Origin of the sequence: Enterobacter sp. E12, from assembly GCF_014596715.2 — a bacterium.
Classification (GTDB): domain Bacteria; phylum Pseudomonadota; class Gammaproteobacteria; order Enterobacterales; family Enterobacteriaceae; genus Enterobacter; species Enterobacter bugandensis.
The window spans coordinates 632,252-658,223 of sequence record NZ_CP115601.1 but is presented as its reverse complement, the minus strand read 5'-3'; the positions used below and the strand labels follow the sequence as shown (position 1 = coordinate 658,223).

Here is a 25,972-nt window from a genome sequence, read left to right as displayed (position 1 = left end):
GCAGCGATACCCCTTGTTGGATCAAAAGCGCCGGCAGGCTGGCTTCCTACAATCCGTTCATCATCCGCAGAACATTCAAGGAAGTGAACATGCCCGACGCCCTGCAACAACGTTGCCAGCACATTGTGACAAGCCCGCTGTTAACCCCGGAGCAAAAACGTCATTTTCTGGCGCTGGAAGCGGAAAATTACCTGCCCTACCCGACGCTATCTCCGGCCGCCCGCGCCGCGCTGGACGAGGGGTTTATCTGCGACATGTACGAAGGTCATGCCCCCTACAAACCGCGTTACGTGCTGCCGGATTATGAAAAATTCCTGGCTAACGGTTCGGAATGGCTGGAGCTGGAAGGCGCGAGAGATCTTGATGACGCCCTCTCTCTCTTAACTATTCTCTATCACCATGTTCCTTCCGTCACATCAATGCCGGTCTATCTGGGGCAGCTTGATGCGCTACTGAATCCGTATGTTATAATTCTAACACAAGAAGAAATCGATAGCCGAATAAAACGTTTCTGGCGCTATCTCGACAGAACGCTGCCCGATGCGTTTATGCACGTCAACATCGGGCCCGCCGACGGCCCTGTCACCCGTGCCATTCTGCGTGCAGATGCTGAACTGAAGCAGGTTGCGCCCAATCTGACCTTTATCTACGATCCTGAGTTCACCCCAGACGATTTACTGCTTGAGGTGGCAAAAAACATTTGTGAATGCAGCAAACCGCATATTTCAAACGGTCCGGTGAATGATAAAATTTTCACAAAAGGCCGTTTTGGCGTGGTGAGCTGTTACAACTCTCTGCCGCTGGCGGGCGGTGGCAGCACCCTGGTGCGCCTTAACCTCAAGGCAATCGCCGAACACAGCACATCCATTGACGACTTCTTCACCCGCACGCTACCGCACTACTGCCAGCGGCAAATCGCCATCATCGATGCGCGCTGCGATTTTCTGTACGGGCAATCCGGCTTCTTTGAGAATAGCTTCCTGGTAAAAGAGGGGCTGATTGATGCCGATCGGTTTGTGCCGATGTTTGGCATGTACGGTCTTGCCGAAGCGGTGAACGTACTGTGTGAGAAAGCAGGCATGGCGGGGCGTTACGGGAAAGACGAGCAGGCCAACGCGCTGGGTTATCGCATCAGCGAACAGCTTGCGGCGTTTGTTGAAAATACGCCGGTGAAGCACGGCTGGAAGCATCGCGCGATGCTGCACGCCCAGTCAGGCATCAGCTCCGATTCGGGCACCACGCCGGGGGCGCGTCTGCCGTACGGTGACGAGCCGGATCCTGTCAATCATCTGCTGGCCGTAGCGCCGCACCATAAACACTATCATTCCGGGATCAGCGATATTTTAACGCTGGATGAGACGGTAAAACGCAATCCGCAGGCGGTGGTTCAGCTTTGCCTGGGGGCGTTCAGGGCCGGTATGCGTGAGTTCACCGCGAATGTGGCCGGTAACGATCTGGTACGCGTGACCGGCTATATGGTTCGCTTGTCGGATCTGGAGAAATACCGGGAAGCGGGTTCAAGAACGAACACCACGTGGCTGGGGGAAGAGGCCGCACGCAATACCCGTATTCTGGAACGTCAGCCGCGCGTGATAAGCCATGAACAGCAGATGCGCTTTAGTTAGTCAGGTCATCCCCTTCTCCTGCGTGGACGGGCCGGGCAGCCGCCTGGCGCTGTTCCTGCAGGGCTGCAACCTGCGCTGCAAAACCTGCCACAACCCGTGGACCATCGGGCGCTGCAACGACTGCGGGGACTGCGTGCCCCACTGCCCGCACGACGCGCTGACCATTCAGGCCGGACGCGTCTGGTGGCAGGAGAGTCACTGCCAGCAGTGCGACACCTGCCTGCGCCTGTGCCAGCAGCAGGCCACGCCCATGGCGCACCGCCTGAGCGTCGAGGAGATCATCGTTCAGGTCCGTAAATCCGCGCCCTTTATCGAAGGGATCACCGTGAGCGGCGGCGAAGCCACAACCCAACTGCCGTTTTTGATCGCCCTGTTTACCGCGATCAAAACCGATCCTGAGCTACATCATTTAACCTGCCTGGTAGACAGCAACGGTCTGCTAAGCGAAACCGGCTGGCAAAAACTGCTGCCAGTGCTGGATGGCGCAATGCTGGATCTCAAAGCGTGGGGGAATGAACATCACCGCTTCCTGACCGGACGCGAGAACCCGCAGATTAAGGAGAGTATTCGCTGGCTGGCAGACCGTCACCGTTTGACGGAGCTCCGCTTGCTGGTCATCCCGGAACAGTGTGATTATCTGGAACATATCAAACCGTTGATCGCGTTCATCCACGGGCTGGGGAATGTTCCGGTGCGTATTAACGCGTTTCATGCACACGGAGTTTACGGCGAGGCGGCGTCATGGCGCAGCGCCACGCAGGAGGATATTGAACCGCTGGCGCGGGCGCTGGAAAAACAGAAGATAACGGTGATTCGTCCGGCGCTTTATCTATAGCGTGATGCCAAAAACCGAACGGGTATTTTCGAGCAGCGCGCTGGCAATGACCTCTTCAGGTTCCTGACGCAGTTCGCACAGCGCGTCAAACACCCGCGCCGCCTGTTCCGGGCGATTCGGCTGCCCCTGAAAACCATTCAGCGGCATATCGGGGGCATCCGTTTCCAGTAACAGCGCAGAGAGAGGCAGCTGCGCCATTACGTCACGGGTTTTACTGGCGCGCGGATAGGAGATGGTGCCACCGACGCCAATTTTATAGCCCAGTTCAATAAAACGCTGCGCCTGCTGCAGGCTGCCGGAAAAACCATGCACTACGCCTCTTCGCGGCAGGTCGATGCGCTTCAGGTGCATCGCCAGTTTGTCATGAGTGCGTCGGGAGTGGAGGATCACCGGCAGATCGTGACGTTTTGCCAGCCGAAGCTGCGCGTCGAGGATCGTCTGCTGGCGTTCAAACTGCGGATCTTCGCGATAGAGATCGAGGCCGATCTCGCCGATGGCGACAAGTTTCTCTCCTGCACGTTGCAGCACCCGATCCAGCTCTTCAAGATGCTCATCGCGATGGCGCTCAATCACAATCGGATGCAGGCCGAGCGCGGCATAAAGCGCGGAGTATCGCGCGGAAAGATCCAGCACGCGGGTAAAATAGGCCGCTTCAACCGACGGCACAATGATGGCCTGCACGCCGGCTTCGGCAGCTTTCGCAATGCTTAGCGCTTCATTCCCCGTAAACGGCGGGAAATCAAAGTGGCAGTGGGTATCAACAAAGCGGTGCGTCACGCCAGATCCTCATTATCCAGTAAAGCGTCATTCGCCTGCGGAATGTCCAACAGCGGCATGGTCAGGGCGTCATTGGCGACAATTGCAGGTGGCGTAATAATGCGTTTATGCCGATGCAGAGGCGGTTGCTCGGCCAGCATTTTCCCGACGGTCGCCAGGAAGTAACGCCCGCACAGCCGCCCCGTTTTGTAATCCATACGCAACGCAGGCAACCGGCTGCCCAACGCCATGCTCAGCAGCGGCTTAGGCGGATAAATTTCAAAGATGCGCAGCTTGCCCGGGGGTTTTTCAATAAAGCGCTGCATCGCGCCGTAGGTGGTTTCATGCTGCTTCGCGATGTTCACCAGCGGCTGCAGGCTGCTGTCGCCCAGCCAGCGCTCCATCCGCTTAAACCACTGGGGGGTGTAATACATTTGCGACGGAACGGTACGGATCACCACGATAGTTTTCGCCCCGCGTCGCGCGGCTTCCTGCACCGGCACCGCGTCGCTGATGCCGCCGTCCAGATAGCTGATGCCATCCAGCAGCGCGCCGGTACGATAAAAACCGGGAATAGCGCTGGAGGCGCGGATGATGTCGAGCCAGTTCTCCTTCTGCGGTGAGAAATAGCCCGGCGAGTAGTCATCCCCCCGGCTGGCGCACATCCAGAATTCTTTGCCGCTATCAAACAGGCGGGCAGCGGTATCCATGGCCAGCGGCATCTGGCTGGAGGTCGACTCCAGCAGCCAGTCGAGATCGATCAGGTTGCCGCCGCGCACGAAGCGCACCGGGTTAAAAAATTCTTTCGCCGTGGTGAAGCGCATGATCACTTTTCGCGCGTAGCCGGGCTGGTTACAGACATAGGCAGAGAGATTCTGCGCCCCGGCGGACGTGCCGAAGTAGAGGTCAAACGGGTTGAACTGCGCGCGCATAAATTCATCCAGCACGCCGGCGGTGAAAATGCCGCGCTGTCCTCCCCCCTCGCAGACCAGTGCGAGTTGACCCGCACTAAACGGTTTTAACGTCAGCGGCGCAATATTGCCGAGCGTAACGGGAATTCGTTGCCCCACCTCTGCTTTCCTTTTTTGATTATTTTATCACTCCACAGTAACGCACCCGACCTGTAACGCAAATAAGAAAAAGCCAGTCGCAGTGACTGGCTTTATTTTGTTGAAGGAATATTGCGTTTGCTACGGACGTCTACGACCCGTAAACAGGCTGACCAGGAACAGAATAATACCGACGACGAAGACAATTTTAGCTGCCCATGCCGCTGTACCTGCCAGACCACCAAAGCCCAATGCGGCGGCAATTAACGCGATAACCAGAAATATAATGCCCCAACGAAACATAAGCTTCTCCTTTACCATAGTTAATGTCGGCCGCTAAACGTGAGCGCTCAGGTCACTCACCGGCGTTTTTCCAGAGTCGTTCTTATTTCGCCCGCAGGGTTAAACCTTACGGGCGAATGGTCCAGAATTACTTCGTTTTCAGATCGTTTTTAACGCTTTTAACACCATCAATGGCTTTCGCAATTGACTCGGCGCGTTCACTTTGCGCCTGTGAATCAACCGTACCGGAAAGCTGAACCACGCCATCGGTGGTTTCCACTTTCACCTTACGAGACGGCACGATGTCATCTGCTAACAGTTTAGCTTTGATTTCGCTGGTAGTAGCGGCATCACCGGCATAACCTTTCACCGAGGCGTTTTTACCGTCGCGAACGTGCAGTTTATCGCTCACGGATGCGACACCTTCGACACCCTTCGCCACCTTCACAGCCTGTTCGGCCTGGGCCTGGCTTTCAACAAAGCCACTCAGGGTAACGACCTTTTTGTCGGTCTTAACGGAAATATCGGTGCTCTTGATGGCTTCATCATCCACCAGTGCGGCTTTCACTTTTGCTGTGATAGAGCTGTCGTCCATGAAATTACCGACTTTATTCATAGAGCTATCGATTTTTTGCCCTGCGGTGTCGGCCGTGGACTGTGCTTTATCCATGGTGCTGCTTTCCGCCAGGGCGGAACCGCTAACCAGAACGCTACCCAGTGTTACAGCCAGCAGAGTTTTAGAAATCTTCAGTCTTGTCATATTCATCGATGTATTCCTGTGTTTTACCCGTTATTCGGGCTAAATACTTCCTTAGTAGTTTTATATATCGCGAATAAACACACGGGTGAAATGGAGAACCAATCGACATGCATTGAACAGTTAATTCATCCATGCCCGGTGCTAAACACTGAGTTAAATATAGATCACTCTCACAATGCCGCTTTCAGAATTGCGTAAAAAACGCGCGAATAGCGTGAATTTGCGGTGAATTAAGAACATTCCGCAAGGGACTAATAAGACAGGAATAAAAGAAGAGCACGGCGATTGCCGTGCTCCGGGAGGGGATTAGTGTTCGCGCGTTTTGCGGAACTGAACGTCTGGATAACGTTCCTGCGTCAGGTTCAGGTTGACCATCGTTGGCGCGATATAGGTCAGGTTGTCGCCGCCATCGAGCGCCAGCTGAATTTCGTTCTTACGCTTAAATTCTTCGAATTTCTTCACGTCAGAACACTCAACCCAGCGCGCTGTCGCCACGTTGACCGATTCGTAAATCGCTTCCACGTTGTACTCGCTCTTCAGGCGCGCAACCACCACGTCGAACTGCAGCACACCGACCGCGCCGACAATCAGATCGTTGTTGGCGATTGGACGGAACACCTGGACGGCACCCTCTTCAGAGAGCTGAACAAGGCCTTTCAGCAGCTGTTTCTGCTTCAGCGGATCGCGCAGACGAATGCGACGGAACAGCTCCGGTGCGAAGTTCGGAATACCCGTGAACTTCATCATCTCGCCCTGGGTGAAGGTATCGCCGATCTGGATCGTACCGTGGTTGTGCAGACCGATGATGTCGCCCGGATATGCCTCTTCAACGTGCGAACGGTCGCCCGCCATAAAGGTCAGCGCGTCGGAAATCACGACATCTTTACCGATGCGCACCTGGCGCAGCTTCATGCCCTTCTCATACTTACCGGACACCACGCGCATGAAGGCCACGCGGTCGCGGTGTTTCGGGTCCATGTTGGCCTGAATTTTAAAGACGAAGCCGGTGAACTTCTCTTCTTTCGCTTCCACTTCGCGGGTGTCGGTTTTACGCGGCATCGGCTGAGGTGCCCACTCCACCAGACCGTCAAGCATGTGGTCAACGCCGAAGTTACCCAGCGCGGTACCGAAGAAGACCGGGGTAATTTCGCCGCTCAGGAACAGTTCTTTGTCGAACTCGTGAGACGCACCCTTCACCAGCTCCAGCTCGTCGCGCAACTGCGCGGCCAGCTCTTCGCCAACGGCGGCATCGAGATCCGGGTTGTCCAGACCTTTCACAATGCGCACTTCCTGAATGGTGTGGCCTTTACCGGTCTGATACAGGTAAGTTTCGTCTTTATAGAGGTGATAAACCCCTTTGAACAGCTTACCGCAGCCAATTGGCCAGGTGATTGGCGCACAGGCGATCTTCAGCTCGTTTTCCACTTCATCCATCAGCTCCATCGGGTCACGGATGTCACGGTCGAGTTTGTTCATAAAGGTGAGGATCGGCGTATCGCGCAGACGGGTAACTTCCATCAGCTTGCGGGTACGATCTTCTACACCCTTCGCGGCGTCGATCACCATCAGACAGCAGTCCACCGCCGTCAGGGTACGGTAGGTATCTTCGGAGAAGTCTTCGTGCCCCGGGGTGTCCAGCAGGTTCACCAGGCAGTCGTGATACGGGAACTGCATCACGGAGGTGGTAATCGAAATACCACGCTGCTTTTCCATCTCCATCCAGTCAGATTTTGCATGCTGGCTGGAGCCACGGCCTTTAACGGTACCCGCAGTCTGGATCGCCTGTCCGAACAGCAACACCTTCTCGGTGATGGTCGTTTTACCGGCATCCGGGTGCGAGATAATGGCAAAAGTACGGCGCTTGGCCACCTCTTGCAGATAAGGAGACAACGTCATAATTAAATCTTCTTTTATAAGCGCGGCAGCACGCCACGCATCATGGAATACAAAATTGCGGCTATTTTACCCATCAACGGGGGGCAGGCAATCATTGTTTACACAGGAGTTGCTCCAGTTCGGTCAATGACGTGACGGTCCAGGTTGGCTCGATGCCTTCAGGCTTCACGCGGCCATGCGCATTCAGCCAGACGGTCGACAAACCTGACTTCATACCGCCAAGAATATCAGACTCTGCGGTATCACCCACCATCAGCACGCGATCGCGGTCGGGATTACCGGCCTGCGCCAGCGCATAATCGAAAATTCGCGGATCCGGTTTCGGCACGCCGACCTCTTCCGAGATCACCAGTGCGTCAAAATGATCGCGCAGGCCGGTGCGCTCAAGGCGGATTTGCTGCAGCGCGGTAAAACCGTTGGTGATGATCCCCAGTTTCACCTTGCCTTTCAACGCATTCAGCAGGGAAACCGCGCCCGGCAGGGGCGCACAGATATCGGCCATGGCGTTAAGGAAAGCCTCGTTCAGCGTGCCCGGACTAACCTTTAAGCGCTCCGCCCAGACGTCAAATCGCTGGTGCTGAAGTTGTAACGCAGTGATGGCACCGTTCTGGTAATCCACCCACAGCGGCTTGTTGACCGCCTGATAGTCCTGAAAATCTTCGGCGGTGAAGGTCACGCTATAGTCGAGAAACATCCGCTGTAGGCCGCCGAACGAGTCAAACGTAAACAGCGTTTCGTCGGCATCAAAGAAAATCCAGTCCCATTTCATCGTTACAACCTTATATTCGTTATCCAATTGGCAGAGCCATGATAATGGCGTCTTCACGTCCCTCTGCGGTGGGGTAGTAGTTACGTCGGACTGTCGCCTCGTTAAAGCCTAAGCTTTCATAGAGCGCGATGGCGGCGACATTCGACGCGCGCACCTCCAGCCACAGGGTGAAAACGTCGCGGGTTTCGAGCTCACGAATGAGATGCTCAAGCAGTTCTCTGCCCAGCCCACGGCGCTGAAACGCCGGGTCGACGGCGATGTTAAACAGCGTCGCCTCGTCAAGAACCACCTGCGTGATGGCAAACGCGGCCAGGGTGCCGTCAACGTCCAGACGGTAGTTCAGATAGCGCTCGCCCTGATTGCTGGCAAACGTTTTTTCGCTCCACGGAAAGGCGTGGGCGCGTGTTTCAATCGCGAACGCTGCGGTCAGGTCAGGCGTCGTGAGGGAAGAAATCGTGTTCATATTCGCAGATTTGTTGCCATAGCGCGCTGCGCGCCTTTGGATTGGCTTTCAGCTCGTCCAGCGCTGGTGAGCTGATTTGGCTCCCCTGAAGAGAGATGTCGTTTGTCTCTCCGATGCGCCAGCTGTTACAGCGGCTATCAGGAGGAAGCATGGCAACCCGTTCCGGCGTCAGCTGTAAGACCTGGTCGGGCGTCAGCTTCAGGCTGCGAAGGACATCACCGATCAGGGGCTCATTCAGGGCAGGCAGTTCTTCCGCCACCATCACCAGCCGAACGTGCGCGGGGATGGAGATGGCGATTTCGCCCTGCAACGCCGTCGGGCGACGCAAAGCCCACTGGGTGATGCCCAGCTGCTGCAACTGCCAGTCTCGTCGGGATGTCATAGGGATAACTCCTGTCTCTCAGGCGCGCAAATATAGCAAATGTGTCGAAAGTGCGCCATCTACCTACTATAATCCCCGCCTGAGTTTATTGAGGAACAATTCATGTCTGCATTTACCCCGGCAAGTGAAATCTTGCTGCGTCACAGTGATGATTTCGAAGAAAGCCGTATTCTGTTTGCCGGAGATATGCAGGATGACCTGCCCGCGCGTTTTGACTGTGCTGAAAGCCGTGCCCACACCCAATACTACCACCACTGGCAGGTGCTGAGCCGCCAGATGGGCGAGCGCGCACGCTTCAGCCTGGTGGCGGAGCAGAGCGATATTGCCGACTGCGATACGCTGATCTACTACTGGCCGAAGAACAAGCCGGAAGCCCAGTTCCAGCTGATGAACCTGCTCTCCCTGCTGCCGGTTGGCTGCGATATTTTCGTGGTCGGTGAAAACCGCAGCGGTGTCCGTAGCGCCGAGCAGATGCTGGAAGCCTACGCGCCGCTGACCAAAGTCGACAGCGCGCGCCGCTGCGGTCTGTATCATGGCCGTCTGGAAAAACAGACAACGTTTGATGCGCAGGCATACTGGGACGAGTACCAGCTTGACGGCCTGACCATCAAAACCCTGCCGGGTGTCTTCAGCCGTGACGCGCTGGATACGGGCAGCAAGCTGCTGCTCTCCACCCTGACACCGCACACCAAAGGCAAAGTGCTGGACGTGGGCTGCGGCGCGGGCGTGCTTTCAACGGTGCTTGCCAGCCATTCACCAAAAGTGCGTTTAACGCTGTGTGACGTGAGCGCCCCGGCGGTTGAAGCAAGCCGCGCAACGCTTGCGGCCAACGGCATTGAAGGAGACGTGATTGCCAGCAACGTCTTCTCTGACGTCACCGGCCGCTTTGACATGATCATCTCTAACCCGCCGTTCCACGACGGGATGGAAACCAGCCTCGAAGCTGCGCAAACCCTGATCCGTGGCGCGACTCGTCACCTCAACAGCGGCGGCGAGCTGCGCATCGTGGCGAACGCCTTCCTGGCGTACCCGAAAGTGCTGGACGAAACCTTCGGCTTCCACGAAGTGATCGCCCAGACGGGCCGCTTTAAGGTCTACCGCACCGTGATGACGCTTCAGGCAAAGAAATAATTCGCCATACAATGCAGGCCGGATAAGCGCCAGCGCCATCCGGCAAGCAGGCGTCGCAATTCCGTCCATTTTTGCAGCAATCAATAAAAGGTGCGCACTTTTCTGTTGACGTAAAGCTGAAAACATCTAGAATGCGCCTCCGTGGTTACGATACTTTTACAGTATCGATGGTATGCGAAGGTGGCGGAATTGGTAGACGCGCTAGCTTCAGGTGTTAGTGTCCTTACGGATGTGGGGGTTCGAGTCCCCCCCCTCGCACCATAAATCACGTTGATATTGCTCGCACTGGGCGAAGGTGGCGGAATTGGTAGACGCGCTAGCTTCAGGTGTTAGTGTCCTTACGGATGTGGGGGTTCGAGTCCCCCCCCTCGCACCAACGAGGCGATATCAAAAATAGTAAGATGACTGTGCGAAGGTGGCGGAATTGGTAGACGCGCTAGCTTCAGGTGTTAGTGTCCTTACGGATGTGGGGGTTCGAGTCCCCCCCCTCGCACCAATTATCTTATCTCCCTTCTGTAATACCTCTTATTTTCCCTGTTATTTCAAACTCATCATTATCACCAGAATTGCGCTGACTAATGCGACGCATGATGGCAGTAACACATAATGGCGTAGGTGCTTGTGCCAGATCATGCCTGACGTCATCAGCAGCCCTGACACAATGATGGCCTTCCAGCTTTCGATGGAGAGATCGGCAAACATCAAACCGCCAAGGATTACGCCCGGCAGCAATACTCCCCATGCACTTCCCAGCGCCCTGTTCAACATACATCGCCCTTTCATAACGATAATGATAAACAATATCATATGATAAAAATTATCATTTGTCAGTGCAGTGAAGCAAAAAAAATCGCCCTTTCCCCTTATGTAGAATGACAGAAATTTCCTAAGGTGATAAATTGCTCACCTGTTAACTACACATAAAGTTTTTCTTATAACTACGCTTTGAGTTTTTTGCATAATTAAGTGCGAAACCACACCTATTCATCTGTTTTAATTAAGTTTTAATAAAAACGCACGACTATGACATCACAATCCTGGCGGTCTTTGGTTCAAAAAAAATATCAATTATCGTTACGTTTATTTTTATTTCTGAACGCAACGTCAGCCGTGTTCTCGGTAACAAACCCGCTCTATTCTGTACGCGTGTTTTCTGCCCCTCTGATTGCTATTTTCGCGATCAGTACTGGCCTGTTCGTCTGGCACTGGAAAAAGCGCGCGCGGAAGATAAATATTCCTGCCGTTTCAGCAATCTTTGGTATTTTGTGGGCCTGGCAAATAGATTCGAAATTTTCGCTAATTACCCATGACCAGGCGATGTATTTGATAATAGCTTTACTCACGGTGCTTTTTATCGGAACGCTGGCCTTCGCCAGTAATATCAAAGCATTTACGCTGCACTCGCTCCCCGCCTTTATTGTCTGCCTGTGGTTAAGTGACCAGGATATATGGCTAAGAATGTCCTATTCTTTCGCACTTCCTGTGGTGGCTATTGCTATTCATAACATTTTGCAACGGCGCAACGATCGCTTCGCCCAGGAGCTGCTCTCTCGCCTGCTGGAAGAACGGGAAACTCTGACCGATCTGAGTATGATGGACCCGCTAACCGGGCTCTATAATCGTCGCGGCCTGCAGAGCCGTCTGGAGAACCTGCCGGCGGTAGAAAACGGCGAACATTTTGTTCTTTTGATGGATATCGACCACTTCAAAGCCTATAACGACCATTATGGCCATATGATGGGTGACCAGGCGCTGAAGCGCGTCTCTGCGGCAATTCGTGATGCCGTCCGTTCGCGCGATATTGTGGCGCGTTTCGGTGGGGAAGAGTTCATGGTGCTGCTGACGAATATTTCACTTGGACACGCCCGCCATACGGCAGAGCGGATCCGTCAGAAAGTCTATGATTTGAAAATCCCCCATCTGTTCAACGAAAGCGTCGCCACCAATGTCACCATCAGCATCGGTATTGCCATTTTCGAAAACGAGGATGTGGAAAGCGCTCTGGAGAGAGCGGACAGAGCCCTCTATGAAGCAAAGCATTTAGGTCGCAATAACATTCTGCTGAGTGAAGAACTACAAACCGCTTAAGCGCGTCTTCGGTTAATCAGGACAAAAGTCTTGCCATTGGTATGAGCAATAGTTAGGATTGGCAATCATTATCATTTAGATTTCTATCTCAACTATGGCTACGCATACCGCACACATCGTTGAACCACTCCTCTGGCGAGCGCCCCTCACCAGCGGGAATGCGTCGCTTGCGGATGCCATACGGGACAAGATTGCTAAGACGCGCGCCCACCTGCTGGACTTTATCAGGCTTGATGAAGCGCCCCCGCACCACGCCATGACGCTCGCTGAGTGGCAGCAGCCCTCTACGCTGCAGTCGCTGCTTGCAACCTATTCCGACCATATCTATCGCAATCAGCCGACCCTAACGCGGGAAAATAAACCTCTGCTTTCCCTGTGGGCACAGTGGTATATCGGGCTGATGGTTCCCCCACTCATGCTGGCGGTATTAACCCAAAAGAGCATGCTGGCGCTCTCCCCGGATCATTTTCACGTCGAGTTCCACGAAACTGGCCGAGCAGCCTGCTTCTGGATTGATCTGCACGAAGATCGCGGCGCAGAGCAGTTCTCTGCTCAGGAACGTCTGGAACAGCTTGTCATCCAGGCCCTGATCCCAGTGGTAGAGGCGCTTGAAGCAACGGGCGAGATCAACGGGAAGCTTATCTGGAGTAATACCGGGTATTTAATTCACTGGTATTTAACAGAAATGAAGCCGCTGCTTGGCGATGAGAAAGTGGAGGCCCTGCGCCAGTCCTGCTTCTTTGCCAAACAGCTTTCCGATGGTCGCGATAATCCGTTATTCCGTACCGTTGTGCTCCGTGACGGGCTTCTGGTACGCCGTACCTGCTGCCAGCGCTATCGCCTGCCGGACGTTAAGCAGTGCGGGGATTGCACGCTGAAGTAGTGCAGTGAATTGCCCGGTGACGCTTCGCTTACCGGGCCTACAAAAACCTCGACTCGTAGGCCGGGTAAGGCGCAGCCACCACCCGGCACAAGGTCTTTAAGCCACCTGCTGATTGTCCTCTTCCCCATTACGCTGTGCTTCTTCCGCTTCCTGCTCCAGCAGCTGCTTCTCGTACACTTTGAAGAACGGGTAGTAGATGATTGCCGACACGCAGGCCAGAACCACAACCAGGATAGCCGCGCGGAAATCCCAGCCCAGGGCCCATGCTGCGCCTATCGGCGCCGGTGCCGTCCAGGGAACCACTGAAATAACACGACCAATCAGATCAAACGTCATCGCCGCCCAGGCCAGCACGGCGTTAACCATCGGGGCTAGCAGGAACGGAATAAAGAACACCGGGTTCATTACGATCGGCGTACCGAAGATAACGGGTTCGTTGATGTTGAAGAAGCTGGGCACCACGCTCAATCGGCCAATAGAGCGTAAATGCGCTGAACGGCTGCGCAGATAGCAAATCACCAGACCCATCGTCGCACCCGACCCGCCAATCACGATGAAGAACGTCCAGAAGGCTTCCATAAAAATATGTGGCAGAGGATGGCCGGCAGCCAGCGCGGTCTGGTTCGCTCCGAGGTTAGTCAGCCAGAACATCTGCAGCATCCCGGAGACAATAGCCGCTCCGTGGATCCCGGCGAACCACAGCAGATGACCAATCAACACCGCCAGCAGGATCGCGGGCAGCGAATCCGCCGCGGAAACCAGAGGCTTGAAGATGGACATAATTGCCTGCGGGATCAGCATGTCAAACTGAGACTGAATCACCAGGCTCAGCGGATAAAGCGTTAACACCACCACCAGCACCGGAATCAGCAGGTCAAAGGAGTTTTTGATCATCGGCGGCACCTGGTCCGGCAGGCGAATACCGATGTTATGCGCCTTCAGGAAACGCATCATTTCAACGCAGTAAATTGCCACCAGAATGGCGGTAAAAATACCCGTTCCACCCAGGCTGTCGACGGGAAGCGTGCCTTTGGTTTTCGGGGCGGCAACCAGCAGAAACGCCATCAGCGACAGCATGGCGCACATGAACGGATCCAGCTGGTGCGTTTTGACATAATGTTTGCCAAGGTTATAGGCGATGGCCGCGCAGATATAAATGGACATAATGCCCATCGTCATATCAAACGGCGTCAGGATCTGGCCTTCAAACTGCTTCGCCATATCCAGCCAGGCGCGTGCGAAACCCCAGGTGGTATCAGGCGAAAACGGTGGGTAAGCAAACACTAATAAAAATGAACCCACAATCATGAACGGCATCGCGGAGATGAACCCATCACGGATAGCCATGACATGACGCTGGGACGAGATCCGCCCGGCGATCGGGCTCACGTAATTTTCAACGAAACGGAATATCAGATTAAACGCAGCATGGTTGGCAGACATGGTTGATCTCCTGTCAGACGTTTATTACAGGCGCGCTCGCGCCGCACGTTGTTCCATAAATCAGCTTCACAACCTTGCTGGCTTGCGTACCAGCGGTACTGCTCAGACGAAATGGTTTCATAATTGGCTCTTATTATTGGATACAGGGGACGTTACATACTCAGTATTAATCTACGCATCACGCTCTGCAACCGGTTACTGTAACCGGTTTCTGTGATTGTGAAGAGGATCCAGAAATCAGCCATCCTGGATATTTGTTACTTAAGAGATATTTACAGAGCATAAATTCTTATGACAGATTACGCAGGATATTTGTCAGGAGGAAACAATGAGTTTGCAGTCCGTACAGCAGTTTTTTGCCGACAACGCGCCGGAAATAGAGGTAATAGAACTTAGCCAGAGTACGGCTACCGTTGCGCTGGCTGCTGCCGCCCACCGTGTAGAGCCGGGACAAATCGCCAAAACCCTATCGTTGAAGGTTAAAAATGAGGTGATTCTGGTGGTGGCGAAGGGTGATGCGCGTCTGGATAACAAAAAACTGAAAGACACGTTTGGCGCGAAAGCACGCATGCTCAGCAGTGATGAAGTGGTTACCGTGACGGGTCATCCCGTTGGTGGCGTCTGCCCGTTTGGGCTTGAAAACCCACTTGCGGTTTACTGCGATATCTCTTTAAAACAATACGCTGAAGTGCTCCCCGCCGCTGGCGCTATCCATAGTGCCGTACGTATTTCTCCGGACAGAATGGCAGAGCTGACTTCAGCAAAGTGGGTTGATGTGTGCATCTGAATGACGCGCCAGGGCATATCTGGCGCGCAAAAGGTACAGGTTACAAAAATGTCGGTTTGCTTAGCCCCACAGTTCGCGGTTCTCTAACCGGAAGATGGGTAAGAATATCCGCTGCATCAAGCAATCCTACGTCAGAATTCACCCCTAGCTTCACCATCGCATTAAACTTATGCGCGCGAATAGTCTTGATATTGCGTTCAAGCTGCGCCGCGATTTCGGGAATGGAATATCCGCATGACATATAACGTAAAATTGCTCTTTCCGTTGGGCTTAACATCCGGTTCTGACTGCAGTACCAGTGGTTAAGCATATTGTCATTAATGCGCAGCGTTTCGCTCAACAATACCACTAACTCCTTCAGCAGGTGTTCAAGGGTCACCGATTTACTGACCACACCGTGAAGACGTGAAGGCGAAAGATGGCTAATCAATCTCGCCTCCATCTCATCCGAGACCAGGATAATGCGCTGAATATGGCTATGCGTAAACGCGAGATCCCGCAGATGCGCCAGGCAGTTACGTCGTTCTTCTCGCGCATCGGAAAGCGAATAGATCAGCGAGAAAAAATTCACGTGTTGCAGTGCTTTCTTAAAGCCATCAAAATCATTAAACAGGTGCAGTTGATATTGGCTGAGTTCAGGCTGCGTAAAAAGATGCTGCAGCCCGACCGCACTCATCGAGCAATTTTCGATGATGGCGATATGTCTTGTTGAATCGGTTTTTTCCATTCCTCGAACTCTCCATAGGCTGACATTAAACTCAGCTCTCTCATTCCCTGTGTACTGTTGATCCAGGCGTACATATCGGCATTACTCCGCAATGACAGCCTTCGCATCGCACTGTTTTTCTGCGCACTGATCGTTTTATTGCTCTTTTTAAGCAACGTAGCGATTTGGTTAATCCCCCACCCTTTGCCTAACAGGCGAAGCACCTTACGTTCTGAGTGCGTGAGCGCAATAAAGTGTTCGTCGTCATCCTCACTTTCCTCAGGTTCTGGGGTTAATAACGTCTGGCTTATCCGTTCTGCGCGTTCACTCCCTGCCCGGATAGCGTTAACGACACCTTCGATAGGTTCCATATCAGAAAGCAGCGTGCTTTCCGGCCGCATAAGCAGCTCAACGGCAATAGGGTAAAACGGCCGGGAGACCAAAAAGATCCAGTGGATTTCCCGGTACTGGTTCAGTAAGCGGTAATACTCTTCGAGCGTACCCCGTGGGTTCCTGTATTCGCCTGAAACGTCGGCGATAATCACATCTGCGCGGCGCAACTGAAGCAGGGTTAACTCCTGCAGTGAGCGGCAGTAGGTCAATTCAAAATCGGGGAAATGACGTGCCATCACGTCCCCTAACCCATTCTGCATGACGGGTATCCGGCTAATGACAACGCCATGCTTACCAAGCAACGACAACATAGACCCTCCGTGTCCATTTTCCTTCGGTGCGTCATGTAAAACGCACCAGGGTATAAATATTTTCTTCCCTGAGTATAAAAAGATTAATACAAGCAGAAGATGAGATATGTTCTTAGTTTAGGAAATGCCTAAAACAGCGCTAATATCTCACAAAGCGCAAATCAATTTAATTGTGCAGACATTAAAATAACAACAAAATAAAATTAGAATTTCTAAATACAAATATTTTATTATTTCAAATTAATAATTCATCGTATTAATAAATTAATCCTGTAAGTCGTCGTGACGAGGGGGGTAACTGTTTGCATAAACCTTGATCTGACCCACAGCAAGAGCCACTGCACTTTGTGCTAAAAGTAGGCATTACGGGCCAACCGGCAACTATTCACCTTATCTTCGGGATAATACATGCAGGCAGATCGGTCAACGCAGCGTGCTATCACGCGGCTCTGTATTCAGTGCGGTCTTTTTCTGCTCCAGCACGGTGCGGAAAGCGCGCTGGTCGAGGAGCTTTCAACCCGGCTGGGGCTGGCGCTGGGGATGGACAGCGTTGAGAGCGCTATCTCGTCCAACGCCATTGTGCTGACCACCATTAAAGACGGGCAGTGTCTTACGTCCACCCGTAAAAATCACGACCGCGGCATTAATATGCACGTTGTAACCGAGGTCCAGCACATCGTCATCCTGGCTGAGCATAAGCTTCTCGATCTCAAGGAGATTGAAAAACGTTTTAACCAAATCAAGCCATTACGTTATCCACGCTGGCTGGTCGTGCTCATGGTGGGGCTGTCATGCGCCTGTTTTTGTAAGCTCAATAAAGGCGGCTGGGACGGCGCGATCGTCACCTTTTTCGCCAGCAGCATCGCCATGTACGTGCGCCAGCTGCTGACGCACCGGCAGTTGCACCCGCAAATTAACTTCTGCATTACCGCGTTTGTTGCCACTACGGTGTCTGGCCTGCTGCTGCGCCTGCCGCAGTTTGCCGCTACCCCGACGATTGCGATGGCCGCCAGCGTGCTTCTGCTGGTGCCGGGCTTCCCGCTGATTAACGCCGTTGCCGACATGTTTAAAGGGCACATCAATACCGGGCTGGCACGCTGGGCTATCGCCAGCCTGCTGACGCTGGCGACCTGCATCGGCGTGGTGATGGCGATGACGCTGTGGGGGTTACGAGGATGGGCGTGATAGATTTTCTGCTGGCGCTGGCACAGGACATGGCCCTGGCGGCCATTCCTGCCGTCGGCTTTGCGATGGTATTTAACGTTCCGCAACGCGCTCTGCCGTGGTGTGCGCTGCTGGGCGCAATTGGCCACGGCTCGCGAATGGTGATGATGACGGCGGGCTTTAACATCGAATGGTCGACGTTTATCGCCTCTATGCTGGTCGGCAGCATCGGTATTCAGTGGTCGCGCTGGTATCTGGCGCATCCGAAAGTGTTCACCGTCGCCGCCGTTATCCCGATGTTCCCCGGCATATCTGCCTATACGGCGATGATTTCCGCGGTGAAAATCAGCCATTTTGGCTACACCGAGCCGCAGATGATCCTTCTCCTTAGCAACTTTCTTAAGGCGTCCTCCATCGTCGGTGCGCTCTCTATCGGGCTGTCGATACCCGGGCTATGGCTCTACCGCAAACGCCCGCGCGTTTGATATTTGTGTTATTTCGCTGCCGTGGAGATAATCTTTCTGGTCCGTTTGGTAAAAATAAGGAAAGGATGTGGCTAACTCTGGCAGCGAACACCCCGATCACAGTGAAGAATCGAGCCTGAAAGAGAAAATTTTTCAGAGCGCTATCGCGCTGTTTGCCGAATTTGGACTGAACGGCGCCCGCATGGAGCAGATCGCGGAGAAAGCAGGTACTACCAAACGCATGGTCGTTTACCATTTTAAAAACAAAGAAAATCTCTACCTGCTCGTCCTGGAGTACGTTTACACCCAAATTCGCGCCAGTGAAAAGGCGCTTAGCCTGGCGGATATGCCTCCCGTCGAAGCGCTGGTCCATCTGGTTGAAGCCACCTTTGACTATCATGCCGACCACCCGGATTACATCCGTATTATCTGCATGGAAAACATGCAGCGCGGCCGTTTTATGCAGCAGTCAAACTATCTGCGGCAGGTCAACCGCAGCGCGCTCGACCTGCTGGAAGGCATCCTGCGCCGGGGCAAAGAAAAACAGCTTTTCAGCCAGACGGTTGACGCCCGCGACCTTCATCGTCTGATCAGTAGCTTCAGCTTTCACTACGTTGCCAACAGCTACACCTTCACCCTGCTGTTTGAAGAGGGTGCAGACGAGCAGGCCCAGCGCCAGCACTACCGTAAAATGGCCGTTCAGGTGGCGCTGCGTTATACCTGCCCCTAAAATTGCTTGCAATTAAATCGCGCACAATCTATATTCATTTCATGAACGCAAAAACGAACGACACGACCGCTGCGCTCCTGCTGGATAACCAGCTCTGTTTTGCCCTCTATTCGGCAAATCTGGCGCTTAATAAGCTGTACCGGCAACTGCTGGCGCCGCTAAACCTGACTTACCCGCAATATCTGGTGATGCTGGTGCTGTGGGAGCAGGATGACGTGACGGTGTCGGACATCGGTGAACGGCTGTTCCTTGACTCCGCAACGCTGACGCCGCTTCTGAAGCGTCTGGAAAGCGCAGGGCTAATCAACCGCCACCGCTCGCGTAAAGATGAACGTCAGGTCGCCGTCACGCTGACTAAAGCCGGACGTGAACTTCAGCAGCAGGCACTGGGTATCCCACACGCGGTGGGGTGCGCCGCACAGTGTGATACCGACACCATGCTGGCGCTCAAGCAGCAGTTGGAACTTTTGCGACAACAGATTCAACGCGCGTAAGGCTATACTTTACGCGTTATTATTTACCCATATATATCGCACGCTATTTAATAGCACACATTAAAGCAAGATGAGGAACCTGCCATGTCTTTAGAAAAAGTTGTTTATACCGCCAAAGCAAAAGCAACCGGGGGCCGTGACGGCCGCGCGACCTCTTCCGATGGAGTTCTGGACGTTAAACTGGGCGTGCCCAAAGAGATGGGCGGTATGGGTGGAGAAGTCACGAACCCTGAGCAGCTGTTTGCTGCGGGTTACTCTGCCTGCTTCCTGGGCGCGATGAAGTTTGTGGCGGCTCGCGACAAATTTACCCTGCCAAAAGAAGCGTTTATTGAAGGCGAAGTGGGTATCGGCCCGCTGCCGACCGGTTTTGGTATCGAAGCAAAACTGAATATCCACGTTGAAGGTATGGATCCTGCGGAAGCCAAAAAGCTGGTCGATGCGGCGCATATCGTTTGCCCGTACTCTAACGCGACCCGCGGCAACATCGACGTGACCCTGAATATCATCGCGTGATAACTGCCTGATGGCGCTGCGCTTTTCAGGCCTACGACTGTAGCCCCGGTAAGCGCAGCGCCACCGGGGAAATCCCCTCCATCCCCTCCCCTCTCTGTGCTACCATAAGCCCATATCACGCCCGTAGTAATCAGTTGAGTAAGCGTTATGTCCTCCAGAATCCTGACCACCAGCATTGCTGGCATTGATGCCTTTATGCGCGACCCACGCGGTGTGTTGACCCACGCCGAAGGCGGCACGGTTGCGGTTTTTGCCGACAACGCGCCGGCGTTTTACGCAATCACGCCGGAACGTCTGGCGCAGCTTCTGGAGATCGAAGCGCAGATGTCACGTCCGGCAAGCGACGTCACGCTGGATAACCAGTTTTTTGAAGAACCGGTTAATACCCCGCTAACCGTTCCGATGGGCAAATTTGTCCTGTACGCGGGCTGGCAGCCTGACGCAGATTTTCAGCGGCAAGCAGCATTGTGGGGCATTGCGTTAACCCAGCCAGCCACCGCGGAAGAACTCGCCGCGTTTATCGCCTGGTGGCAGGCGGAAGGCAAAGTGTTCACCCACATTCAGTGGCAGCAAAAGCTCGCGCGTCATCTTCAAATTACCCGCGCCAGTAACAATGGCCAGCCTAAGCGCGATATCAACACGTTTTCAGAACCGGATAAACAGATCCCGAGTGGATTCCGAGGTGCGAAATGAAGAACGTCGGCGACCTGATGAAACGTCTGCAAAAAATGATGCCAGCCAACGTGAAGCCCGCCTTCACCACGGGTGAAGAGCTGCTGGCGTGGCAAAAGGAGCAAGGTAAAATTCGTGCCGCCGCGCTCGCCCGCGAAAACCGGGCGATGAAAATGCAGCGCACCTTTAACCGCTCCGGTATTCGTCCCCTGCATCAGAACTGCTCGTTTGATAACTATAAAATTGAGACCAGCGGGCAGATGAACGCGCTCGCCGCCGCGCGTCAGTACGTGGATGAATTTGACGGCAATATCGCCAGCTTCATTTTTAGCGGCAAGCCGGGCACAGGTAAAAACCACCTCGCGGCCGCCATCTGCAACGAACTGCTTCTGCGCGGTAAATCGGTCCTCATCATCACCGTGGCCGATATCATGTCCGCCATGAAAGACACCTTCAGCAACCGTGAAACCAGCGAAGAGCAGCTTCTTAACGATCTGAGCAATGTCGATCTACTGGTCATCGACGAGATTGGCGTTCAGACCGAATCCCGTTATGAAAAGGTCATTATTAACCAGATAGTCGATCGCCGCTCTTCGTCCAAACGTCCCACCGGGATGCTGACGAACCACAACATTGACGAGATGACCCGCTTACTGGGTGAACGCGTCATGGACCGCATGAAGCTGGGCAACAGTCTGTATGTCATTTTCGACTGGGACAGTTACCGCAGCCGCGTCACCGGCAAAGAGTATTAAGACAGTTCCAGGAATCGCCAGCAGGGCGCAGGTATATACTGGAACCCCTTCCGGCCCAAAACGGACCTTTTTGAGAAAGCCATTATGAAAAAACAGATTCTTATCAGCACCTTTTTAGGCGCGATGCTGATTACCGGCGCAGCACAAGCGGCTTCGTGGCAGGAGTCCCTGTCAAGCGCAGCGAATGAGCTGACCAAAGAGAGCAGCAGCGCCCAGGGCGGGCTCTCGGCCTCTTCTCTCTCCAGCCTGCTGAGCAACAGTTCCCAGAGCCTGAGCGCGGGCACGATGAACAACGCGGCGGGGATTCTGGAATATTGCGCTAAGCAAAAGCTGGCCTCGGTGACCGACGCGCAAAACGTGAAAAACCAGGTGCTGGGTAAACTGGGTCTCGACACGCAGGAGCAAAAAGCGGATACCAGCTATATGGACGGCATTCAGGGCCTGCTTAACGCGCAAAACGGCCAACAGCTTAACCTGAGCACCCTCGGCAACTCCGCCCTGGCAAAACAGGTGAAAACCAAAGCCTGCGATCTGGTGCTGAAACAAGGCGTTAATTTCATCTCCTGATCCGCCCCATTTTCTGCCACAACACGCCGCGTTTAATGCGATAGGCTTGCATCGCGGCGTTAAACGAGCGTTTTTCCTACCTGCCACCGTCTCAGCGTCCGTTTGTCAGGATGCGACCATCCTCATAAAAACGATTTTATAAACCAAATCCTAACAACAGCACACTTTCGTGACACTAAAATTGCAGCTAAACGACATCGCCATTACATTGTCTTACCAAAAATAAACAGTTAGCCAGCGAAGCACCTGGCGTCATGAGGATATGCTGTTGTCAGAATTCATCTCTCTTATCCTTTTTCTGGCTTCCGTCGGCGTTTATGCCTGGAAAGCCGGCCGTAACACCTGGTGGTTTATCGCCACGCTGGTGGTGCTCGGCATTTTTATCGTTTTAAACATTACCTTATACGCCAGCGATTACTTCACCGGCGACGGCATTAACGATGCTGTGCTCTACACCCTGACGAACAGCCTGACGGGCGCGGGAGTAGGTAAATACATCCTTCCGGGGCTGGGACTGATCGTGGCGCTGGTGACGATTTTCGGCGCGCTCGCCTGGGTGCTGCGCCGCCGTCGCCATCTTCCTCACCATCATGGCTACAGCCTGCTGGCGCTTTTCCTGGCGCTGGCCTCCGTTGACGCCAGCCCCGCGTTTCATCAGATCACCGAGCTTGTAAAATCCCAGTCGCGCGACGGCGATCCGGACTTCGTGGCCTACTATAAAGAGCCGTCGAAAACGATCGCCAACCCGAAGCTCAATCTGGTCTACATCTACGGTGAAAGCCTGGAGCGCACCTACTTTGATAACGATGCGTTTCCGAACCTCACGCCGGAACTGGGCGCGCTGAAAAACGAAGGTCTCGATTTCAGCCACACCATGCAGTTACCCGGCACGGATTACACTATCGCCGGGATGGTGGCCTCCCAGTGCGGTATCCCGCTGTTCGCACCTTTTGAAGGCAACGCCTCCGCCTCGATGTCGACGTTCTTCCCGCAGAATGTTTGCCTGGGCGATATCCTGAAAAACTCCGGCTATGAAAACTACTTTATGCAGGGAGCAAACCTGCGCTTTGCCGGAAAAGATGTGTTCCTGAAATCCCACGGTTTTGACCACCTGTATGGCTCAGAAGAGTTAAAAACGACGGTTGCCGATCCCACCTACCGCAACGACTGGGGCTTCTATGACGATACGGTGCTGGACGAAACCTGGAAGAAATTCGAGGAACTTTCCCGTGCAGGGAAGCGTTTTTCTCTCTTTGCGCTGACGGTAGATACGCACCATCCGGACGGGTTCGTCTCGCGCAGCTGTAAGCGAAAAAGCTATGACGTGGACGGCAAAAACAACAAGTCTTTCAGCGCCGTGACCTGTAGCCAGGAGCACATCGCCGCGCTGGTCGAGAAAATCAAAGCCTCTCCCTGGTTTAAAAACACCGTCATCGTCGTATCGTCTGACCATCTGGCAATGAAAAACAGCGCGTGGGACCAGCTCAGCAAGCAGGATCGCAGCAATCTTTTCTTCGTGCTGCGCGGCGACCAGCCGCAGCAGGAGTTAATCGCCACCAAACGCAACTCCATGGATAACGGCGCAACCGTGCTGGACATTCTGGGGGGCGACAACTTTATTGGCCTCGGGCGCAGCACGCTGTCGGGGCAATCCCTGTCGGAAGTGTTCCTCAACATGAAGGAAAAGATCCTCGCCTGGAAGCCCGACATCATCCGCCTGTGGAATTTCCCGAAAGAGATGAAAGACTTCACCGTCGATCGGGATAAAAACACCATTGCCTTCTCGGGCAGCAACTTCCGCCTGCCGCTGCTGGTACGCGTGTCGGATAGTCGCGTCGAACCGCTGCCGGAAAGCGAGTATTCCGCGCCGCTGCGCTTCCAGCTGGCCGATTTCGCCCCTCGCGATAACTTCGTCTGGATTGACCGTTGTTACAAAATGGGTCAGCTCTGGTCGCAGCCGCTGGCGCTCTCTACGGACTGGTGCGTCTCTCAGGGCCAGCTTGGCGGGGAGCAAACCGTGCAGCATGTCGACAAAGCCCAGTGGAAAGGCAAAACCGCCTTTAAAGATACGGTAATTGATACGGCTCGCTATCAGCACAACATCGACATGCTGAAAATCGTCGACAACGACATCCGCTATAAAGCGGACAGCTTTATCTTTAACGTGGCCGGCGCGCCCGAAGAGGTGAAGCAGTTTAGCGGCATCTCCCGTCCGGAGTCGTGGGGACGCTGGTCAAACGCGCAGCTGGGCAACGAGGTGAAAATTGAGTACACCCATCCGCTGCCGGAGCAATTTGATCTGGTGATTACGGCCAGGGCTTATGGACCCAATGCCAACAAGCCCGTCCCCGTTCGCGTGGGAGATCGGGAGCAGACGTTAACGCTTGGAAACGACGTGAGCACGCACACGCTGCACTTTGAGAATCCTTCGCGCAGCAATACCCTAGTGATCGTACCGCCGGACCCGCAGTCCACCAATGAAGGAAATATTCTCGGCCATTCACCGCGCCAGCTCGGGATCGGCATGGTCGAAATCAAAATCGTCAGCAAAGCGGGTTAAGACGCGTCTCGCCCGGCGTTCTGCCGGGCGCTTATGAAAATAAATAATCCTATAATATCCTTATAAATTAGATTAAAACACTTTATACCAGCCATTTTTATCTATAAATATCCCGCCAAAATCAAGATCCGTAAAATTCCAAGCTCCTGAAATCACCACGGAGCGTTACGCACGTTTATCATGCTAACCGGCTATAAGTTCGAATCCATCCGGGCACTGCGCAGTGAAAATGTGATTGCCTGGGAAGTATTGTCCACGGCAAAGCCCAACGTCAATCTTGAAGATTACTTTGGCTCGATGTCGGCGACGCAGCGTAAAACGCACTTCTTTGCGCAGCTTCGTCACGCCATGTTTTGCAAGGATGGCGACAAGTATTACCTCAATGCAGCATCGGATTTACTGCTGGAAACGGACTTCCTCGACAGGCTAAAAGAAGAAACCCCGTGCCCGGAGAAACTTGCTATCGAGATCACCGATCTCCATACGATGGTCCAACTCGACGTTACGCAAAGCCAGGCGCTGAGGAAATGCATCGCGACGCTTCATCAGTGGGGGATAGAAGTGTGGGCAGACGATGTCTGCGAAGACCTACTTCCCGACCTGCTGACCAGCCAGATCCGCTTCTGCGGCATCAAAATTGACAAACATACCTTCTGGAACGGACGGACCGAGCAGGCGAAGTTTCTGCATCTCACCCGCGAGTGCAAGCGCGTCGCCAGCAAGGTGCTGATCGAAGGCATCGAAACCGCGGGTGATTTCGCGCTGGCCTGCGCGAGCGCGGCCGATTACGGCCAGGGCTATCTGTGGGGGAGAAAATGACCCCTTTCATTTTGAATGCTGGCGATCGGGTCATCGTTCTGCGCGGCAACGCCTGCTTATGGCCTTGCCCCACTTTTTGCTGCCATACCCTGGCGGAATGCCATCAAAAACGCTGCCTGCTGGACGCTCAGTCATTCGCTTTGTAATTGCACTGTTACTCACGTCAGGAAATAAGATCATGAAAATTATTCCCACCGCTGTATGTTGTTCCGCGCTCCTGCTTCCTGCTGCTGCGATCGCCGCAGACAGTACCGCAAGCGCGACGATGCATGTATCACTTGAGGTCGTAAAGTCCTGCACCCTCAAAGCCAACGACCTTAACTTCTCGCGTCACGGCTCCGATGAGTCGAGCGAAATCCTGGCCAAAACGCAGGTCGATATCGTCTGTACCAACGGCACGCCGTTCACCCTCACCGCCACCAGCCCCGACGGCGAAAGCGGCACCTTCTGGCTGAAGCCGGAAAACGGCGAAACCGGGGCGCAGAAGATTGCGTGGAAACTCTTTGCTGACGAAGGCAAACAGAAGCAAATCAACGAGACGACTGGTCTGGACGATACCGGCAACGGTGCGGAACAGGAAGAAACGCTGTATGGCGTCATTGACGCCGGGGCGCTGACAACCGCCCAGGCAGGGAACTACAGCGACGATATCACGTTAAAACTGGAGTACTGATC

29 protein-coding genes and 3 tRNA genes are annotated in these 25,972 nt (G+C 54.0%); 20 read left to right on the top strand and 12 right to left on the bottom strand.

Annotation, left to right across the window (positions count from 1 at the left end; genetic code table 11):
* Nucleotides 1–89 precede the first annotated feature (89 nt).
* Nucleotides 90–1,625 carry a YjjI family glycine radical enzyme gene (locus IB212_RS03210; RefSeq protein WP_188246121.1) on the top strand — a complete coding sequence of 512 codons (1,536 nt, stop codon included), beginning with the start codon at nucleotides 90–92 and terminating at the stop codon, nucleotides 1,623–1,625.
* Nucleotides 1,600–2,460, top strand: a complete 861-nt coding sequence (locus IB212_RS03205; protein ID WP_041911292.1) for a YjjW family glycine radical enzyme activase — start codon at nucleotides 1,600–1,602, stop codon at nucleotides 2,458–2,460. Before IB212_RS03210 ends, IB212_RS03205 begins: the two co-directional genes overlap by 26 nt.
* Here IB212_RS03205 and IB212_RS03200 read toward each other — a convergent pair.
* From IB212_RS03200 to IB212_RS03165, 8 genes are all read right to left on the bottom strand, one after another.
* Complete coding sequence (locus IB212_RS03200; RefSeq protein ID WP_041911293.1) at nucleotides 2,455–3,237, bottom strand: TatD family hydrolase; 783 nt, start codon at nucleotides 3,235–3,237, stop codon at nucleotides 2,455–2,457. The two genes, IB212_RS03205 and IB212_RS03200, sit on opposite strands and share 6 nt — an antisense overlap.
* Nucleotides 3,234–4,286, bottom strand: a complete 1,053-nt coding sequence (locus tag IB212_RS03195; protein ID WP_041911294.1) for a patatin family protein — start codon at nucleotides 4,284–4,286, stop codon at nucleotides 3,234–3,236. Before IB212_RS03195 ends, IB212_RS03200 begins: the two co-directional genes overlap by 4 nt.
* Before the next feature lie 120 nt (nucleotides 4,287–4,406).
* The gene (locus IB212_RS03190; protein ID WP_003856556.1) at nucleotides 4,407–4,568 is read right to left on the bottom strand and encodes a DUF1328 domain-containing protein; all 162 of its coding nucleotides are present in this window, start codon (nucleotides 4,566–4,568) and stop codon (nucleotides 4,407–4,409) included.
* 127 nt (nucleotides 4,569–4,695) lie between these two features.
* Nucleotides 4,696–5,313, bottom strand: coding sequence for a molecular chaperone OsmY (osmY, locus tag IB212_RS03185; protein WP_028015434.1), 618 nt, complete (start codon nucleotides 5,311–5,313; stop codon nucleotides 4,696–4,698).
* 300 nt (nucleotides 5,314–5,613) lie between these two features.
* A complete protein-coding gene (gene prfC / locus IB212_RS03180; protein WP_028015433.1) occupies nucleotides 5,614–7,203 on the bottom strand; it encodes a peptide chain release factor 3 in 1,590 nt (529 codons plus the stop codon).
* A gap of 91 nt (nucleotides 7,204–7,294) precedes the next feature.
* On the bottom strand, nucleotides 7,295–7,972 hold the full coding sequence (gene yjjG, locus IB212_RS03175) for a pyrimidine 5'-nucleotidase (RefSeq protein WP_041911295.1): 678 nt from the start codon (nucleotides 7,970–7,972) through the stop codon (nucleotides 7,295–7,297).
* 19 nt (nucleotides 7,973–7,991) lie between these two features.
* Nucleotides 7,992–8,435, bottom strand: a complete 444-nt coding sequence (gene rimI, locus IB212_RS03170) for a ribosomal protein S18-alanine N-acetyltransferase (protein ID WP_028015431.1) — start codon at nucleotides 8,433–8,435, stop codon at nucleotides 7,992–7,994.
* The gene (locus IB212_RS03165; protein WP_041911296.1) at nucleotides 8,404–8,817 is read right to left on the bottom strand and encodes a DNA polymerase III subunit psi; all 414 of its coding nucleotides are present in this window, start codon (nucleotides 8,815–8,817) and stop codon (nucleotides 8,404–8,406) included. The genes rimI and IB212_RS03165 overlap by 32 nt, the downstream gene beginning before the upstream one ends.
* A 102-nt stretch (nucleotides 8,818–8,919) precedes the next feature.
* On the opposite strand from IB212_RS03165, the gene rsmC reads away from it, so the two are divergent.
* The 4 genes from rsmC to IB212_RS03145 all read left to right on the top strand — a co-directional run bounded on the left by rsmC (nucleotide 8,920) and on the right by IB212_RS03145 (nucleotide 10,444).
* On the top strand, nucleotides 8,920–9,948 hold the full coding sequence (gene rsmC, locus IB212_RS03160; protein ID WP_041911297.1) for a 16S rRNA (guanine(1207)-N(2))-methyltransferase RsmC: 1,029 nt from the start codon (nucleotides 8,920–8,922) through the stop codon (nucleotides 9,946–9,948).
* Nucleotides 9,949–10,122: 174 nt separating this feature from the next.
* Nucleotides 10,123–10,209 (top strand) — tRNA-Leu (locus IB212_RS03155).
* A 28-nt stretch (nucleotides 10,210–10,237) separates the two neighbouring features.
* Nucleotides 10,238–10,324: transfer RNA gene (locus IB212_RS03150), tRNA-Leu, on the top strand.
* Nucleotides 10,325–10,357: 33 nt separating this feature from the next.
* Nucleotides 10,358–10,444: transfer RNA gene (locus tag IB212_RS03145), tRNA-Leu, on the top strand.
* Nucleotides 10,445–10,485: 41 nt separating this feature from the next.
* Here IB212_RS03145 and IB212_RS03140 read toward each other — a convergent pair.
* Complete coding sequence (locus IB212_RS03140) at nucleotides 10,486–10,755, bottom strand: DUF1435 domain-containing protein (protein WP_032644970.1); 270 nt, start codon at nucleotides 10,753–10,755, stop codon at nucleotides 10,486–10,488.
* A 216-nt stretch (nucleotides 10,756–10,971) separates the two neighbouring features.
* On the opposite strand from IB212_RS03140, the gene IB212_RS03135 reads away from it, so the two are divergent.
* Entirely contained in the window at nucleotides 10,972–12,036 is a 1,065-nt protein-coding gene (locus tag IB212_RS03135; RefSeq protein ID WP_188246122.1) for a GGDEF domain-containing protein, read from the top strand.
* Nucleotides 12,037–12,130: 94 nt separating this feature from the next.
* Nucleotides 12,131–12,919, top strand: coding sequence for a siderophore-iron reductase FhuF (gene fhuF, locus IB212_RS03130; protein WP_028015426.1), 789 nt, complete (start codon nucleotides 12,131–12,133; stop codon nucleotides 12,917–12,919).
* 96 nt (nucleotides 12,920–13,015) lie between these two features.
* Here fhuF and IB212_RS03125 read toward each other — a convergent pair whose 3' ends face one another.
* Nucleotides 13,016–14,362 (bottom strand): PTS sugar transporter subunit IIC, encoded by a 1,347-nt coding sequence (locus IB212_RS03125; RefSeq protein ID WP_028015425.1) that lies wholly within the window; start codon nucleotides 14,360–14,362, stop codon nucleotides 13,016–13,018.
* A gap of 328 nt (nucleotides 14,363–14,690) precedes the next feature.
* Between IB212_RS03125 and IB212_RS03120 the strand changes: the two genes are divergently transcribed.
* Nucleotides 14,691–15,149, top strand: a complete 459-nt coding sequence (locus IB212_RS03120) for a YbaK/EbsC family protein (protein WP_023331967.1) — start codon at nucleotides 14,691–14,693, stop codon at nucleotides 15,147–15,149.
* A gap of 40 nt (nucleotides 15,150–15,189) precedes the next feature.
* Here the strand turns inward: IB212_RS03120 and bglJ are convergent, their stop codons facing one another.
* A complete protein-coding gene (gene bglJ / locus IB212_RS03115) occupies nucleotides 15,190–15,825 on the bottom strand; it encodes a DNA-binding transcriptional activator BglJ (RefSeq protein WP_041911299.1) in 636 nt (211 codons plus the stop codon).
* Nucleotides 15,822–16,559 (bottom strand): LuxR C-terminal-related transcriptional regulator, encoded by a 738-nt coding sequence (locus tag IB212_RS03110; protein ID WP_188246123.1) that lies wholly within the window; start codon nucleotides 16,557–16,559, stop codon nucleotides 15,822–15,824. The genes bglJ and IB212_RS03110 overlap by 4 nt, the downstream gene beginning before the upstream one ends.
* Before the next feature lie 408 nt (nucleotides 16,560–16,967).
* Here IB212_RS03110 and IB212_RS03105 point away from each other — a divergent pair, with 408 nt between their 5' ends.
* From IB212_RS03105 to IB212_RS03055, 11 genes are all read left to right on the top strand, one after another.
* Entirely contained in the window at nucleotides 16,968–17,744 is a 777-nt protein-coding gene (locus IB212_RS03105) for a threonine/serine exporter ThrE family protein (protein ID WP_028015422.1), read from the top strand.
* Entirely contained in the window at nucleotides 17,735–18,208 is a 474-nt protein-coding gene (locus IB212_RS03100) for a threonine/serine exporter (RefSeq protein WP_041911301.1), read from the top strand. Before IB212_RS03105 ends, IB212_RS03100 begins: the two co-directional genes overlap by 10 nt.
* Nucleotides 18,209–18,275: 67 nt before the next feature.
* On the top strand, nucleotides 18,276–18,917 hold the full coding sequence (locus tag IB212_RS03095) for a TetR family transcriptional regulator (RefSeq protein WP_028015420.1): 642 nt from the start codon (nucleotides 18,276–18,278) through the stop codon (nucleotides 18,915–18,917).
* Nucleotides 18,918–18,958: 41 nt separating this feature from the next.
* Nucleotides 18,959–19,411: a MarR family winged helix-turn-helix transcriptional regulator gene (locus IB212_RS03090; RefSeq protein WP_041912066.1), complete on the top strand. Its 453-nt coding sequence runs from the start codon at nucleotides 18,959–18,961 to the stop codon at nucleotides 19,409–19,411.
* 84 nt (nucleotides 19,412–19,495) lie between these two features.
* Nucleotides 19,496–19,924, top strand: coding sequence for an organic hydroperoxide resistance protein (locus IB212_RS03085; RefSeq protein WP_013095463.1), 429 nt, complete (start codon nucleotides 19,496–19,498; stop codon nucleotides 19,922–19,924).
* Between the two features lie 147 nt (nucleotides 19,925–20,071).
* Nucleotides 20,072–20,617, top strand: a complete 546-nt coding sequence (gene dnaT, locus IB212_RS03080; RefSeq protein WP_028015418.1) for a primosomal protein DnaT — start codon at nucleotides 20,072–20,074, stop codon at nucleotides 20,615–20,617.
* The gene (gene dnaC / locus IB212_RS03075) at nucleotides 20,614–21,351 is read left to right on the top strand and encodes a DNA replication protein DnaC (protein ID WP_028015417.1); all 738 of its coding nucleotides are present in this window, start codon (nucleotides 20,614–20,616) and stop codon (nucleotides 21,349–21,351) included. Before dnaT ends, dnaC begins: the two co-directional genes overlap by 4 nt.
* 84 nt (nucleotides 21,352–21,435) lie before the next feature.
* Entirely contained in the window at nucleotides 21,436–21,918 is a 483-nt protein-coding gene (locus IB212_RS03070; RefSeq protein WP_041911302.1) for a DUF2501 domain-containing protein, read from the top strand.
* A 268-nt stretch (nucleotides 21,919–22,186) separates the two neighbouring features.
* Nucleotides 22,187–24,478, top strand: a complete 2,292-nt coding sequence (opgB, locus tag IB212_RS03065; RefSeq protein WP_041912067.1) for a phosphatidylglycerol--membrane-oligosaccharide glycerophosphotransferase — start codon at nucleotides 22,187–22,189, stop codon at nucleotides 24,476–24,478.
* Nucleotides 24,479–24,658: 180 nt separating this feature from the next.
* On the top strand, nucleotides 24,659–25,297 hold the full coding sequence (locus IB212_RS03060; RefSeq protein WP_041911303.1) for an EAL domain-containing protein: 639 nt from the start codon (nucleotides 24,659–24,661) through the stop codon (nucleotides 25,295–25,297).
* Nucleotides 25,298–25,475: 178 nt separating this feature from the next.
* Nucleotides 25,476–25,970, top strand: coding sequence for a spore coat protein U domain-containing protein (locus tag IB212_RS03055; protein WP_028015413.1), 495 nt, complete (start codon nucleotides 25,476–25,478; stop codon nucleotides 25,968–25,970).
* Nucleotides 25,971–25,972: the final 2 nt, after the last annotated feature.